This is a genomic window from Staphylococcus nepalensis (assembly GCF_002442935.1).
In the GTDB taxonomy this organism is placed as follows: domain Bacteria; phylum Bacillota; class Bacilli; order Staphylococcales; family Staphylococcaceae; genus Staphylococcus; species Staphylococcus nepalensis.
This window is the reverse complement of the sequence record NZ_CP017466.1, coordinates 2,603,872-2,618,716: the sequence shown is the minus strand read 5'-3', so window position 1 is coordinate 2,618,716 and position 14,845 is coordinate 2,603,872. Positions and strand designations below refer to the sequence as shown.

13 protein-coding genes and 1 other annotated feature are annotated in these 14,845 nt (G+C 36.1%); all 13 genes read left to right on the top strand.

The genetic code is table 11. The annotated features are described in order from the left end of the window. Nucleotides 1-3 precede the first annotated feature (3 nt). The 13 genes from rlmB (at nucleotide 4) to rpoC (ending at nucleotide 14,609) form a co-directional block, all read left to right on the top strand. Nucleotides 4-753, top strand: coding sequence for a 23S rRNA (guanosine(2251)-2'-O)-methyltransferase RlmB (gene rlmB, locus BJG89_RS12570; RefSeq protein WP_096810928.1), 750 nt, complete (start codon nucleotides 4-6; stop codon nucleotides 751-753). Next, nucleotides 750-1,274, top strand: coding sequence for an NYN domain-containing protein (locus BJG89_RS12565; RefSeq protein WP_096810927.1), 525 nt, complete (start codon nucleotides 750-752; stop codon nucleotides 1,272-1,274). Before rlmB ends, BJG89_RS12565 begins: the two co-directional genes overlap by 4 nt. A gap of 72 nt (nucleotides 1,275-1,346) precedes the next feature. Continuing rightward, nucleotides 1,347-1,913 (top strand): sigma-70 family RNA polymerase sigma factor, encoded by a 567-nt coding sequence (locus tag BJG89_RS12560; protein WP_096810926.1) that lies wholly within the window; start codon nucleotides 1,347-1,349, stop codon nucleotides 1,911-1,913. A gap of 137 nt (nucleotides 1,914-2,050) precedes the next feature. Continuing rightward, the gene (gene rpmG / locus BJG89_RS12555; protein ID WP_096810925.1) at nucleotides 2,051-2,194 is read left to right on the top strand and encodes a 50S ribosomal protein L33; all 144 of its coding nucleotides are present in this window, start codon (nucleotides 2,051-2,053) and stop codon (nucleotides 2,192-2,194) included. 131 nt (nucleotides 2,195-2,325) lie between these two features. Continuing rightward, nucleotides 2,326-2,505, top strand: a complete 180-nt coding sequence (gene secE / locus BJG89_RS12550) for a preprotein translocase subunit SecE (RefSeq protein WP_096810924.1) — start codon at nucleotides 2,326-2,328, stop codon at nucleotides 2,503-2,505. 14 nt (nucleotides 2,506-2,519) lie between these two features. Then, nucleotides 2,520-3,068, top strand: a complete 549-nt coding sequence (gene nusG / locus BJG89_RS12545; RefSeq protein ID WP_019468574.1) for a transcription termination/antitermination protein NusG — start codon at nucleotides 2,520-2,522, stop codon at nucleotides 3,066-3,068. A gap of 397 nt (nucleotides 3,069-3,465) precedes the next feature. After that, complete coding sequence (gene rplK, locus BJG89_RS12540; protein WP_096810923.1) at nucleotides 3,466-3,888, top strand: 50S ribosomal protein L11; 423 nt, start codon at nucleotides 3,466-3,468, stop codon at nucleotides 3,886-3,888. Between the two features lie 230 nt (nucleotides 3,889-4,118). Next, the gene (gene rplA, locus BJG89_RS12535) at nucleotides 4,119-4,814 is read left to right on the top strand and encodes a 50S ribosomal protein L1 (RefSeq protein WP_096810922.1); all 696 of its coding nucleotides are present in this window, start codon (nucleotides 4,119-4,121) and stop codon (nucleotides 4,812-4,814) included. Between the two features lie 274 nt (nucleotides 4,815-5,088). After that, nucleotides 5,089-5,236 (top strand) — a sequence feature (ribosomal protein L10 leader region). A 77-nt stretch (nucleotides 5,237-5,313) separates the two neighbouring features. Continuing rightward, nucleotides 5,314-5,823, top strand: coding sequence for a 50S ribosomal protein L10 (gene rplJ, locus BJG89_RS12530; RefSeq protein WP_096810921.1), 510 nt, complete (start codon nucleotides 5,314-5,316; stop codon nucleotides 5,821-5,823). A gap of 43 nt (nucleotides 5,824-5,866) precedes the next feature. Next, nucleotides 5,867-6,235: a 50S ribosomal protein L7/L12 gene (gene rplL, locus BJG89_RS12525; RefSeq protein ID WP_096810920.1), complete on the top strand. Its 369-nt coding sequence runs from the start codon at nucleotides 5,867-5,869 to the stop codon at nucleotides 6,233-6,235. A 249-nt stretch (nucleotides 6,236-6,484) separates the two neighbouring features. Continuing rightward, nucleotides 6,485-7,093, top strand: a complete 609-nt coding sequence (locus BJG89_RS12520) for a class I SAM-dependent methyltransferase (protein WP_096810919.1) — start codon at nucleotides 6,485-6,487, stop codon at nucleotides 7,091-7,093. Nucleotides 7,094-7,292: 199 nt separating this feature from the next. After that, nucleotides 7,293-10,844, top strand: a complete 3,552-nt coding sequence (gene rpoB / locus BJG89_RS12515) for a DNA-directed RNA polymerase subunit beta (protein WP_096810918.1) — start codon at nucleotides 7,293-7,295, stop codon at nucleotides 10,842-10,844. A 171-nt stretch (nucleotides 10,845-11,015) separates the two neighbouring features. Further along, complete coding sequence (gene rpoC, locus BJG89_RS12510; RefSeq protein ID WP_170006859.1) at nucleotides 11,016-14,609, top strand: DNA-directed RNA polymerase subunit beta'; 3,594 nt, start codon at nucleotides 11,016-11,018, stop codon at nucleotides 14,607-14,609. Nucleotides 14,610-14,845: the final 236 nt, after the last annotated feature.

Sequence of the window (14,845 nt, the reverse complement as noted above, 5' to 3'; positions counted from 1 at the left end):
AGTTTGGAAGAGCTTGTTATCGTAGGTCGTCATGCCGTAAAAGAAGCCATTGTTTCTGGGCATACAATTAATAAAATTTTAATTCAAGACACCGTAAAAAAAGGACAAATAAATGAAATTTTAAAAAAAGCAAATAGTAATAAAATCATTGTACAATCAGTGCCAAAATCTAAATTAGATGGATTGTCTGACGCCCCTCACCAAGGTGTCGCTGCGTATATTGCACCGTACGAATATGCGGATTTCGATGCGTTTCTGGCACAGCAAAAAGAAAATGAAAAACTATCTACAGTTTTAATTTTAGATGGACTTGAAGATCCTCATAATTTAGGTTCAATCTTGAGAACTGCTGATGCCTCTGGCGTTGACGGTGTGATTATCCCTAAAAGACGCTCGGTTTCACTGACTCAAACAGTTGCAAAAGCTTCTACAGGAGCAATACAACATGTCCCGGTGATGAGGGTTACAAATTTAGCGAACACGATTGAAACATTAAAGGACAACGGCTATTGGGTAGTGGGCACAGAAGCTGAAAACGCAACAGATTACCGTGAAATGGACGCTGGCATGCCTTTGGCAATCGTTATTGGAAGTGAAGGCCAAGGCATGAGTCGTTTAATTAAAGACAAATGTGATTTTTATATTAATATTCCAATGGTAGGCCATGTAAATAGTTTGAATGCTTCTGTTGCAGCAAGTCTAATGATGTACGAAGTGTATCGTAAACGTAACCAGATTGGAGATAAATCATGAAAGATCGTTACTTAATTATTGATGGTTATAATATGATTGGCCAATCGCAAGAATTAAGTCAAATAGCGCAAGAAAATTTAGAAGAAGCTCGAGACCAGTTATTGACGGCTATTGCAAATTACAATGCAGTTATAGCTGATGAAGTCGTATGTGTGTTTGATGCTTATGAGCAATCTGGTACAGGATCGGAGTATATGTATCATGGTGTAAAGATTATATTCACTAAAGAAAAAGAAACAGCAGATAGTTTTATTGAAAAATATGTGTATGATTTATATGACAAACATACGAGGCACATTACAGTTGTAACGAGCGACATGAGTGAACAACACGCTATATTTGGCGCAGGTGCATATCGTATATCTTCAAGAGAGATGTGGCGTGACCTAAGGGAAAACGAGATTTTAGTATCGAAAAAGCTTGACGGCTTTAATGAGCGTAAGCCTAGGACTCGAATCGAGCTGTCTAACGAAATTTTAGAAGAATTTGAAAAAATAAGGAGGGGGAACAATCATAAATAAAGAGATTGTCCCCTTGATTTTTTTGTAAGGAACTTTGTATGCTATCCTTAATCTAAGGAAAGGATTTAAAATATGCTACAAAGGATATGCCAACCAGAATCTACAACTATTTTAAATAATACACTGGATGATGCGAATGCATTAATCGAGTTGTTAGATAAAATGCAGCCGTATATTTGGAAAAGTTTAAATCATTTCTCAATACACCCTAACGAGAAAGAAGATCTTCAACAAGAAATACTGTTTAAAGTATTCAAAGCACTCAGCCAATTTGATTTTTCAAAAGAAACACCATTAGCGCATTATGTAAATCGTATTATTAAAAACACCAAAAATGATTACATACGAAAAAAATTAATAAACTTAAAACGTCAAAAATTATTAGAAAATGAATTTTTAATAACTGAGCAAATGTTAAGACAGCAACACACGATAGATGGCATTGTTTTAAGAAAAGAAATAGTATCTACGCTGTACCAGAACATTGATAAATTAACAGAACTCGAACAAACTATTATAAGATATGTTTTGAAAGATTATAAACCGTGTGAAATAGCGACTATTTTATGTGTCGATGTCAAAGTAGTTTACAATACAATACATAGATGTAAAATAAAGTTGAGACATTTTTTGAAATAAATTTCATTTTACTACCTAAGTTATTTAGCGTGCGATAGTGACTATATGGATTGATAGAAAGCAATGGTGGAAGATTGACAATAGACAGCGATGTTATGTATAGTAGATTGGTATTATAATGAGTAAGGTGAAGTTATATGAAAAAAGTACCGTTAAGTTGCGAAGCATGTGGGAATAGAAACTATAATGTGCCCAAGCAAAGTAACCTTACATCTAGATTGACATTAAAAAAATATTGTCCGAGATGTAACGCACATACATTGCATAAAGAAGCGAAATAATCATCGGTATATTAGATGGAGCAATTGAGTAAATATATCCTTCCAATTTAAGTTGTGAGTATTGTATTTGCTTAATTTGTCGTATGAATAAGCAAATGAGGAAAAAACGAATTAATACGGAGGTATTGCTAATGGCTAAAAAAGAAAATTTCTTTCAAGGCGTAAAGTCAGAAATGGAAAAAACAAGTTGGCCAACGAAAGAAGAATTGTTTAAATATACTGTCATCGTTGTAGCAACGGTAATATTTTTCTTAGCGTTCTTCTATGTTTTAGATTTAGGAATTGGTAGAATTATAGAGTTAATTAAATAGATAGGAGTGACGACATGTCTGAAGAAGTTGGCGCAAAGCGTTGGTATGCTGTGCATACTTATTCTGGTTACGAGAACAAAGTTAAAAAGAATTTAGAAAAACGTGTAGAATCTATGAATATGACTGAATTGATATTCAGAGTGGTTATACCAGAAGAAGAAGAAACACAAGTTAAAGATGGTAAAGCCAAAACATTAACTAAAAAAACGTTCCCCGGTTACGTTTTAGTAGAATTAATAATGACCGATGAATCATGGTATATTGTAAGAAATACACCAGGAGTAACAGGATTTGTTGGCTCAGCAGGTGCTGGATCAAAACCTAATCCGTTATTACCTGAGGAAGCACGTTTCATCTTGAAACAAATGGGCATGAAAGAAAAAACAATTGATGTTGAATTAGATTTAGGTGAACAAGTTCAAATCAAATCTGGTCCATTTGCGAACCAAGTGGGTGAAGTTCAAGAAATTGAAGCGGATAAATTCAAATTGACAGTTCTTGTAGACATGTTTGGTAGAGAAACACCGGTTGAAGTAGAATTTGATCAAATTGAAAAATTATAGCTAAACAAATATAGCGAAAAGCATATATTAACGGATAAAGTTCTTTTCAAGGATTTGTTAAAGTAAAGCTATACAAGTGCGCTCGCACTTGTATAAGTAACACTAATCTTGTTGAAGCAAGAAGTGTTACTTTATATGCATTAAGGCTATCCAATCATTTTAATGACGTAATTAGAGGAACGCCCGAGCTAGAGCTCATGCATTAAGCCCCCTTATCATTAAAATGATTAGGGGAGCTATATAAAAAGTTACGCTTTACTCTTGCTTTATATATAAGGACAATGTTATAATACTGTGGTCGCGCTCATAGAGCGTTCATTTCGTCACGAAATGTAGAAGAGTGGGAGGACAAAACTCAGTCCTGTGACCACATCACGATATCAAGGAGGTGCACATCGTGGCTAAAAAAGTAGAAAAAGTTGTTAAATTACAAATTCCTGCAGGTAAAGCGAACCCAGCACCACCCGTTGGTCCAGCATTAGGTCAAGCAGGTGTGAACATTATGGGATTCTGTAAGGAATTCAATGCACGTACACAAGAAGACGCAGGTTTAATCATTCCGGTAGAAATTAGTGTTTATGAAGATCGTTCATTTACATTTATTACAAAAACACCACCGGCTCCAGTACTACTTAAAAAAGCAGCTGGCGTTGAAAAAGGTTCTGGTGAACCTAACAAAAACAAAATTGCTACAGTAACTAAAGATCAAGTACGTGAAATTGCAAACCAAAAAATGCAAGACTTAAATGCTGCAGACGAAGAAGCAGCTGTACGTATTATCGAAGGTACTGCACGTAGTATGGGTATCACAGTTCAATAATTTTAAAAATTAACTAAAAACATAGATTGACGATGAAGCAGATGACAGAAATGACAAACAGGATCAGAGCGTTCAATATTGTCGTAATAAGAGGAAGCGTGTCGTTTATTAAGGAAATGTTTCCTGATATAAAATACAATTTTGCAACCTCTCTGTTATCTGCTCTTAACTTGCAAAAGCAAGTAAATGTGGGAGGAAATTCCGCTAAAACCACTAAAGGAGGACATGAAATGGCTAAGAAAAGTAAAAGATTTCAAGAAGTAGCTAATAAAATTGACCGCCAAAAACACTATAGTGTTGAAGAAGCAGTTGAGTTAGCTAAAGAAACAAGTATCGCAAACTTTGACGCATCAGTTGAAGTGGCGTTCCGTTTAGGAATTGATACACGTAAAAATGATCAACAAATCCGTGGTGCAGTAGTGCTACCAAACGGTACTGGTAAATCACAACGTGTATTAGTATTCGCAAAAGGTGATAAAGCAGCTGAAGCAGAAGCAGCAGGTGCTGATTTCGTAGGTGAAGGTGAATATGTTCAAAAAATCCAACAAGGTTGGTTCGATTTTGACGTAGTAGTAGCTACACCAGACATGATGGGCGAAGTTGGTAAACTTGGTCGTGTATTAGGACCTAAAGGTTTAATGCCAAACCCTAAAACTGGAACTGTAACAATGGATGTTACAAAAGCAGTTGAAGAAATCAAAGCAGGTAAAGTAGAATATCGTGCTGAAAAAGCAGGTATTGTGCATGCTTCAATTGGTAAAGTATCATTTGATACGGACAAACTTGTTGAAAACTTCAAAGCATTACAAGATGTGTTAACTAAAGCTAAACCATCTTCAGCTAAAGGTACTTACTTCAAATCTGTTGCTGTTACGACAACAATGGGCCCTGGAGTTAAAGTTGATACTTCTAGTTTCAAACTATAATCTTATATATAAATGAAAATACTGAGATATAAATAATGTTTCAGAGTTGAATATTATATTGGCAATAGATGACTAAAAAGAAAATGTGCTTTATTAAGATTTTAAAGTGCCAATGCTTAATCTGTTGAGTTAGTAGCATTTATGAAAGAACATAGTACTTGTACTCTTTTTTCTCGTTCTACTTGCCAGAGGTGGACGGCGAAATCATTTTGAAATGATTTCTACCCTGTCCCCTTAAAAATGTATTGACATACCACATTGAACCAGTTATATTGGTTAATGTATTATTTTACCTAAGACAGTAGGAGTTAGCGATAACTTAAAAATGATCCTACCGAGGCTAAAATTGACTTGAACGTGAAGATTTTTAGATCTTTCAAGCACTTTTTGCCGTGGGTAGAAAGTGCTTTTTTTATTGAGACAAAATTATTAGTTGTCGTGATTAATGGTTGTAATCAAGATTAAAAGCACCAAATAAAAAAACTATGGAGGTGTCTAAATGTCTGCTATCATCGAAGCTAAAAAACAACAAGTTGATGTAATTGCTGAGTCACTTAAAAATTCAGTATCTACTGTAATCGTTGACTATCGTGGTCTAACTGTTGCTGAAGTAACTGAATTACGTTCACAATTACGTGAAGCTGGCGTGGAATTCAAAGTATTAAAAAATACTATGGTTCGTCGTGCAGCTGAACAAGTTGGTTTAGAAGGTTTAAATGAACACTTAGTAGGTCCTACTGCAGTTGCTACTTCAACAGAAGATGTTGTTGCTCCAGCAAAAGTACTTGCAGGATTTGCAAAAGAACATAAAGCTTTAGAAATTAAAGTAGGTGTTATGGAAGGTTCTGTTATTTCAGGCGAAGAAGTTAACACAGTTGGTACATTACCATCACATGACGGTCTTGTTTCTATGCTTTTATCAGTATTACAAGCTCCAGTACGCAACTTCGCTTATGCGGTTAAAGCTGTTGGAGAAGATAAAGAACAAAACGAAGAAAGCGCTGAATAATTGCGCATAATTAACTAATCAAAATTAATGGAGGAATATTAAAATGGCTAATCAAGAACAAATCATTGAAGCAATTAAAGAAATGTCAGTTTTAGAATTAAACGACTTAGTAAAAGCAATTGAAGAAGAATTTGGTGTAACTGCAGCAGCTCCAGTAGCAGCAGCAGATGCAGCAGGCGGCGGAGACGAAGCTGAAGAAAAAACAGAATTCGATGTTGAATTAACATCAGCTGGATCATCTAAAATCAAAGTCGTTAAAGCTGTTAAAGAAGCTACTGGCTTAGGATTGAAAGATGCTAAAGAATTAGTTGACGGAGCGCCTAAAGTAATTAAAGAAGGCTTACCAACTGAAGAAGCTGAAAAACTTAAAGAAACATTAGAAGAAGTTGGCGCTACAGTAGAATTAAAATAATTCTAGCTGGCTAACAGTTCATAATTATATATTGAAGATTATCCGAATTGCTTAATACATTAGCTGCTTCGGTACGTTGATTTTAAGTGTTATATGGATATTCTGAAATCTTTGAGAAATGAAAACCCCGTTATCGATATAACGGGGTTTTATCTTATTTGATCTATACCCCTCCAAGCATTTGTTAATAGCATCGCGTTATGGGTATAGTATTAATCTAAGACGAATTAGATTAAAAGAGGTGTAATCATGAGTCATTACTATGATGAAAATCCTGAAGTAGAAAGTGATGAACTTCCTTTTACGTATTCCTACAAAAATTATGATTTAAAATTAGTAACTGATTCAGGCGTGTTTTCTAAAGGGAAAATAGACTTTGGTTCAGATTTACTAATACGCACTTTTTTAAAAGAAAATCCCCCTGGGCCCACTAAAAAAATAATAGATGTTGGCTGTGGTTATGGACCGATTGGTTTGATGATTGCGAAAGTATCCCCGCATCATGAAATAACGATGGTTGATGTAAACCAACGTGCACTTGCTTTATCGGCCAAAAATGGAAAACTAAATCACATAGAAAATGTAGAAATTAAAGAAAGTGATGGTTTGTCGAAGGTAGAGGATAATGCTTTTGATGCAATCCTAACTAACCCACCAATTAGAGCAGGCAAAAAGGTAGTTCACAGTATTTTAGAAGATTCATTTAAAAAATTAAAATCAAATGGCACGCTTTATGTTGTTATTCAGAAAAAACAAGGTATGCCATCTGCTAAGAAGAAAATGGAAGAGACATTTGACAACGTGAAAGTCATAGAAAAAAGTAAAGGCTATTACATATTAAGCAGTGTAAAAGGTTGATTAAAAAGCACTGTTCTGATATAGTAATAGAATGTAAAAAATTATGTTCAATAAGTGTGTACTTTTACGTATAAATTAACAAAGTATATAAGGTGAAATAGAAAATGGTGTCATGAGGTATGCTACCGTTTTCTTTTTGTCTAATTATATTTGCTTATTTAGTAAAAGTAAACACGCAATTTTTGAGGGGTGAATCTGTTTGGCAGGTCAATTTGTCCAATATGGAAGACATCGTAAACGTAGAAACTATGCGAGAATTTCAGAGGTATTAGAATTACCGAATTTAATTGAGATTCAAACTAAATCTTACGAGTGGTTCTTAGAAGAAGGTTTATATGAAATGTTTAGAGACATTTCACCGATTGAAGATTTCACAGGTAATCTATCTTTAGAGTTTGTTGATTACAGACTTGGTGAACCGAAATATGATTTAGAAGAATCGAAAAACCGTGACACGACGTATTCTGCACCTCTACGTGTAAAAGTACGTCTAATCATTAAAGAAACAGGCGAAGTGAAAGAGCAAGAAGTGTTTATGGGTGATTTCCCATTAATGACAGATACAGGTACATTTGTCATTAATGGTGCTGAACGTGTAATTGTATCTCAACTAGTTCGTTCACCATCCGTATATTTTAATGAAAAACTAGATAAAAATGGTCGCACAAACTATGATGCAACAATCATTCCTAACCGTGGTGCATGGTTAGAATATGAAACTGACGCAAAAGACGTAGTATATGTACGCATTGATAGAACAAGAAAACTACCATTAACCGTGTTGTTACGTGCTTTAGGATTCTCTACAGATCAAGAAATCATTGATCTTTTAGGTGATAACGAGTACTTACGTAACACATTAGAAAAAGATGGTACAGAAAACACAGATCAAGCATTATTAGAAATTTATGAGCGTTTACGCCCAGGCGAACCTCCTACAGTTGAAAATGCTAAAAGTTTACTATATTCACGTTTCTTTGATCCAAAACGTTATGACCTAGCAAGTGTAGGTCGTTATAAAGCAAATAAAAAACTTCATTTAAAACACCGTCTATTCAATCAAAAATTAGCAGAACCTATTGTTAATACTGAAACAGGCGAAATTGTTGCTGAAGAAGGCACAGTCTTAGATCGTCGTAATTTAGATGAAATTATGGACGTATTAGAAGCTAACGCGAACAGTGAAGTGTTTGAACTAGAAGGTACAGTGATTGATGAGCCAGTTGAAATACAGTCAATCAAAGTGTATGTTCCGAATGATGAAGAAGGTCGTACGACTACAGTGATTGGTAATGCGTTCCCAGACTCTGAAGTGAAATGCATTACACCGGCAGATATCATTGCATCAATGTCTTATTTCTTTAACTTGTTAAGTGGTATTGGCTTTACAGATGATATTGACCACCTTGGTAACCGTCGTCTACGTTCAGTAGGTGAGTTGTTACAAAACCAATTCCGTATTGGTTTATCAAGAATGGAACGTGTTGTACGTGAAAGAATGTCTATTCAAGATACAGACTCTATTACACCACAACAATTAATCAATATTCGTCCTGTAATTGCATCTATTAAAGAATTCTTTGGTAGTTCTCAATTGTCACAATTCATGGACCAAGCTAACCCATTAGCAGAGTTGACACATAAACGTCGTCTATCAGCATTAGGGCCTGGTGGTTTAACACGTGAACGTGCTCAAATGGAAGTACGTGACGTTCACTATTCACACTATGGTCGTATGTGTCCAATTGAAACGCCAGAGGGGCCAAACATTGGTTTGATCAACTCATTATCAAGTTATGCACGTGTAAACGAATTTGGCTTTATCGAAACACCATACCGTAAAGTAGATATTGAAACAAACAGCATTACTGATCAAATCGATTACTTAACAGCTGATGAAGAGGATAGCTATGTGGTAGCACAAGCGAACTCTAATTTAGATGAAAATGGTCGCTTCTTAGACGACGAAGTTGTTTGTCGTTTCCGTGGTAATAACACAGTGATGGCTAAAGAAAAAATGGATTATATGGATGTATCTCCTAAACAAGTTGTTTCGGCAGCGACAGCATGTATTCCTTTCTTAGAAAACGATGACTCTAACCGTGCATTAATGGGTGCAAACATGCAACGTCAAGCGGTACCATTGATGAATCCAGAATCACCTTTCGTAGGTACTGGTATGGAGCACGTAGCAGCACGCGATTCTGGTGCAGCTATTGTTGCTAAAAATAAAGGACGTGTTGAGCACGTTGAATCTAATGAAATCCTTGTACGTCAACTTATTGAAGAAGATGGCCAAGAATACGAGGGAGAAATCGATCGTTACCCATTAGCTAAGTTCAAACGTTCAAACACAGGTACTTGCTATAACCAACGACCTATCGTTGCTACAGGTGATGTCGTAGCTAAAGGTGAAATATTAGCCGATGGTCCTTCAATGGAACTTGGTGAAATGGCGTTAGGTAGAAACGTAGTTGTCGGCTTCATGACTTGGGACGGCTATAACTACGAGGATGCTGTAATTATGAGTGAACGTCTAATGAAAGATGACGTTTATACTTCTATTCATATTGAAGAGTATGAATCAGAAGCGCGTGATACAAAACTAGGACCTGAAGAAATTACACGTGATATCCCTAACGTTTCAGATAGTGCACTTAAAAACTTAGATGACCGTGGTATTGTATACGTAGGTGCTGAAGTTAATGATGGTGACATTTTAGTAGGTAAAGTAACGCCTAAAGGTGTAACAGAATTAACAGCAGAAGAGCGTTTATTACATGCAATATTCGGTGAAAAAGCACGTGAAGTACGTGATACATCGTTACGTGTACCTCATGGTGCAGGCGGTATTGTTCTAGATGTTAAAGTCTTCAACCGTGAAGAGGGAGATGACACACTATCTCCAGGTGTAAACCAATTAGTACGTGTTTATATCGTTCAAAAACGTAAAATTCATGTTGGTGATAAAATGTGTGGTCGTCACGGTAACAAAGGTGTTATTTCTAAGCTAGTTCCTGAAGAAGATATGCCTTATTTACCAGACGGTACACCAATTGATATCATGCTTAACCCATTAGGTGTGCCATCACGTATGAATATCGGACAAGTATTAGAGTTGCACTTAGGTATGGCTGCTAAAAACTTAGGTATTCATGTCGCATCACCAGTATTTGATGGTGCGAGTGACGAAGATGTATGGTCAACAATTGAAGAAGCTGGCATGGCACGTGACGGTAAGACAGTATTGTATGACGGACGTACAGGTGAACCATTTGATAACAGAATTTCAGTCGGTGTTATGTATATGCTGAAACTTGCACATATGGTTGACGATAAACTACACGCACGTTCAACTGGACCTTACTCACTTGTGACACAACAACCACTTGGCGGTAAAGCACAATTTGGTGGACAACGTTTCGGTGAGATGGAAGTATGGGCACTTGAAGCTTACGGTGCTGCATACACACTTCAAGAAATCTTAACTTATAAATCTGATGATACTGTAGGTCGTGTTAAAACTTACGAATCTATTGTTAAAGGTGAAAACATTACTAAACCTGGTGTGCCTGAATCATTCCGAGTATTGATGAAAGAACTACAAAGTTTAGGCTTAGACGTTAAGATTATGGATGAGCATGACAATGAAATTGACATGCAGGATAATGAAGATGAAGACGCAGTAGAACGCAAAGTGGATCTCCAACAAAAAGGAGCACCACAATCACAAAAAGAAATTACTGACTAATACAATTCGCATTTAAGTTTATAAAAAGATTTACCGTATTGAGGTTAAGTATTGATTACTTGCCTCATTCTCGGTTTATCTATTATTGATATAGAGCAATCAATCAATTTGCACAGCTAATCTAAATTGAAGGAGGTAGGCTCCTTGATTGATGTAAATAATTTCCATTATATGAAAATAGGACTTGCTTCACCTGAAAAAATCCGTTCATGGTCTTTTGGTGAGGTTAAAAAGCCAGAAACAATTAACTATCGTACTTTAAAACCAGAAAAAGATGGTCTATTCTGTGAGAGAATTTTCGGACCTACAAAAGACTGGGAATGTAGTTGTGGTAAATACAAACGTGTACGTTATAAAGGTATGGTTTGTGACAGATGTGGCGTAGAAGTAACTAAATCTAAAGTACGCCGTGAAAGAATGGGGCACATTGAATTAGCTGCACCTGTATCTCACATTTGGTACTTCAAAGGTATCCCAAGTCGTATGGGTCTTTTATTAGATATGTCACCAAGAGCGTTAGAAGAAGTTATTTACTTTGCTTCATACGTTGTAGTTAACCCAGGACCAACTGGATTAGAGAAAAAGACATTATTATCTGAAGCAGAATTCAGAGAATACTATGATAAATTCCCAGGTCAATTTACAGCTAAAATGGGTGCTGAAGGAATCAAAGAATTACTAGATGAAATTGATTTAGACGCCGAATTAAAAGCGTTGCGTGATGAGTTAGAATCTGCAACTGGACAAAGACTTACACGTGCAATTAAACGTCTAGAAGTAGTTGAATCATTCAGACATTCTGGTAACAATCCAGCTTGGATGGTATTAGATGTACTCCCAATCATCCCACCAGAAATTAGACCAATGGTTCAGTTAGATGGTGGACGTTTCGCTACAAGTGACTTGAACGACTTATACCGTCGTGTTATTAACCGTAATAACCGTTTGAAACGTTTGTTAGATTTAGGTGCTCCTGGCATCATCGTACAAAACGAAAAACGTATGTTACAAGAAGCAGTGGATGCATTAATAGATAATGGTCGTCGTGGTCGTCCAGTAACTGGACCAGGTAACCGTCCATTAAAATCACTTTCACATATGTTGAAAGGTAAACAAGGTCGTTTCCGTCAAAACTTATTAGGTAAACGTGTTGACTATTCAGGCCGTTCAGTTATCGCTGTTGGTCCTAGCTTGAAGATGTATCAATGTGGTCTACCTAAAGAAATGGCATTAGAGCTATTCAAACCTTTCATTATGAAAGAGTTAGTTCAGCGTGAAATTGCAACAAACATTAAAAATGCTAAGAGCAAGATTGAACGTATGGATGATGAAGTTTGGGATGTATTAGAAGATGTTATTAAAGAACATCCAGTTCTTTTAAACCGTGCACCAACACTTCATAGATTAGGTATCCAAGCATTTGAACCAACGTTAGTGGAAGGCCGTGCAATCCGTTTACACCCACTTGCAACAACAGCTTATAACGCTGACTTTGACGGTGACCAAATGGCTGTTCACGTACCGCTATCTAAAGAAGCACAAGCAGAAGCACGTATGCTAATGCTTGCAGCTCAAAATATCTTAAACCCTAAAGATGGTAAACCTGTTGTTACACCATCACAAGACATGGTATTAGGTAACTATTATCTTACTTTAGAGCGTAAAGATGCTGTAAATACTGGTACAATTTACAATGATACAAATGAAGTACTCAAAGCTTATGCAAATGGTTATGTGCACTTGCATACGCGTATTGGCGTACATGCATCATCATTTAACAACCCAACATTTACAGAAGAACAAAACAAAAAAATCTTAACAACATCTGTTGGTAAAGTTATCTTTAATGAAATCATCCCTGATTCATTTGCATATATTAATGAACCAACTAAATCTAATTTAGAAAACAGTACACCAGATAAATATTTCGTTTCTGCTACTGAATTAGGTGAAGATGGATTGAAAGCATACTTTGATAACCAAGAACTCATCGATCCATTTAATAAGAATTTCTTAGGTAATATCATTGCAGAAGTCTTCAATCGCTTCAGCATCACTGATACATCAATGATGTTAGACAGAATGAAAGACTTAGGATTCAAATACTCTTCTAAAGCGGGTATTACTGTTGGTGTATCTGACATTGTTGTATTACCAGATAAACAACAAATCTTAGATGAACATGAAAAATTAGTAGATAAAGTACAAAAACAATTTAACCGTGGTTTAATCACAGAATTTGAACGCTATAATGCAGTTGTTGAAATTTGGACAGATGCTAAAGATCAAATTCAAAAAGAATTGATGGGATCACTTGAAAAAACCAACCCAATCTTTATGATGAGTGACTCTGGTGCTCGTGGTAACGCATCTAACTTTACTCAGTTAGCAGGTATGCGTGGTCTTATGGCTGCACCATCAGGTAAGATTATTGAATTACCAATTACTTCATCATTCCGTGAAGGTTTAACTGTATTAGAGTACTTCATTTCTACTCACGGTGCACGTAAAGGTCTTGCCGATACAGCACTTAAAACAGCAGACTCTGGTTATCTTACGCGTCGTCTTGTTGATGTGGCACAAGATGTTATTGTTCGTGAGGAAGACTGTGGTACTGACCGAGGTTTACTTGTATCTGATATTAAAGAAGGTACAGAAATGATCGAACCATTCAGTGAACGTATTGAAGGCCGTTACTCAAAAGAAACTATCCGTCACCCAGAAACAGACGAAGTGATTGTTCGACCAGATGAATTGGTAACAGCAGAAATCGCTAAGAATATCACGGACGCTGGTATAGAAGAAATGTATATCCGTTCAGCATTTACATGTAACACACGTCATGGTGTATGTGAAAAATGTTACGGTAAAAACCTTGCTACTGGTGAAAAAGTTGAAGTTGGTGAAGCAGTTGGGACAATTGCTGCACAATCAATTGGTGAACCAGGTACACAGCTTACTATGCGTACATTCCATACAGGTGGGGTAGCAGGTAGCGATATCACTCAAGGTCTTCCTCGTATCCAAGAGATTTTCGAGGCGCGTAACCCTAAAGGTCAGGCAGTGATTACTGAAATTGAAGGTGTTGTGGATGACATTAGTGTTGCAAAAGACCGTCAACAAGAAATCGTAATCAAAGGCGAAAATGAAACTAAATCTTACCTGGCTTCAGGTACTTCAAGATTAAAAGTTGAAATCGGCCAAAGTGTTGAACGTGGTGAAGCTCTTACAGAAGGTTCAATTGAACCTAAGAACTTCCTATCTGTTTCAGGTCTAAATGCTACTGAAAGTTATTTATTAAAAGAAGTGCAAAAAGTTTACCGTATGCAAGGTGTTGAAATTGATGACAAACACGTTGAAGTTATGGTAAGACAAATGTTACGTAAAGTGCGTATCATTGAAGCTGGAGATACGAAATTACTTCCAGGTGCACTCGTTGACATTCATAACTTTACAGATGCTAACCGTGAAGCGTTCAAAGACCGTAAACGTCCAGCTACATCTAAACCAGTATTACTTGGTATTACGAAAGCTTCTCTTGAAACTGAAAGCTTCTTATCTGCAGCTTCATTCCAAGAAACAACACGTGTACTTACAGATGCAGCAATCAAAGGTAAACGTGATAATTTACTTGGACTTAAAGAGAACGTTATTATTGGTAAATTAATTCCAGCTGGTACAGGTATGAGACGTTATAGCGATGTTCAGTATGACAAAGCAACACCAGAAGAAGTTGTAGAAGATATTCAAACAACTGAAATCTAATGCTATTGTTAAAAAATGATTAGCGCATATTGTATTCATTATGAGTACTGTATTGATCCAGTCCAATATTAAAAATTAAAAGTGTTTATACTAAATTTTTAAAACCTAATCCTTTTACAGAGGGTAGAAACAGAGATTAAATTTTATAAATTTAACCTTTGTTTCGCTCTCTTATTTTTAAAAAATAATTCCTGTAAAAAATGTTAATTAAAGTTGACTTAGCAGTAATTTAGATG

What these genes read in the sequence shown, in the direction of transcription:
- BJG89_RS12565 (WP_096810927.1), top strand. Translation starts at nt 750, where the DNA reads ATGAAAGATCGTTACTTAATTATTGATGGTTATAATATGATTGGCCAA.
- rplJ (WP_096810921.1), top strand. Translation starts at nt 5,314, where the DNA reads ATGTCTGCTATCATCGAAGCTAAAAAACAACAAGTTGATGTAATTGCT.
- rpoC (WP_170006859.1), top strand. Translation starts at nt 11,016, where the DNA reads ATGAAAATAGGACTTGCTTCACCTGAAAAAATCCGTTCATGGTCTTTT.
- rpmG (WP_096810925.1), top strand. Translation starts at nt 2,051, where the DNA reads ATGAAAAAAGTACCGTTAAGTTGCGAAGCATGTGGGAATAGAAACTAT.
- nusG (WP_019468574.1), top strand. Translation starts at nt 2,520, where the DNA reads ATGTCTGAAGAAGTTGGCGCAAAGCGTTGGTATGCTGTGCATACTTAT.
- rplL (WP_096810920.1), top strand. Translation starts at nt 5,867, where the DNA reads ATGGCTAATCAAGAACAAATCATTGAAGCAATTAAAGAAATGTCAGTT.
- BJG89_RS12520 (WP_096810919.1), top strand. Translation starts at nt 6,485, where the DNA reads ATGAGTCATTACTATGATGAAAATCCTGAAGTAGAAAGTGATGAACTT.
- rplA (WP_096810922.1), top strand. Translation starts at nt 4,119, where the DNA reads ATGGCTAAGAAAAGTAAAAGATTTCAAGAAGTAGCTAATAAAATTGAC.
- BJG89_RS12560 (WP_096810926.1), top strand. Translation starts at nt 1,347, where the DNA reads ATGCTACAAAGGATATGCCAACCAGAATCTACAACTATTTTAAATAAT.
- secE (WP_096810924.1), top strand. Translation starts at nt 2,326, where the DNA reads ATGGCTAAAAAAGAAAATTTCTTTCAAGGCGTAAAGTCAGAAATGGAA.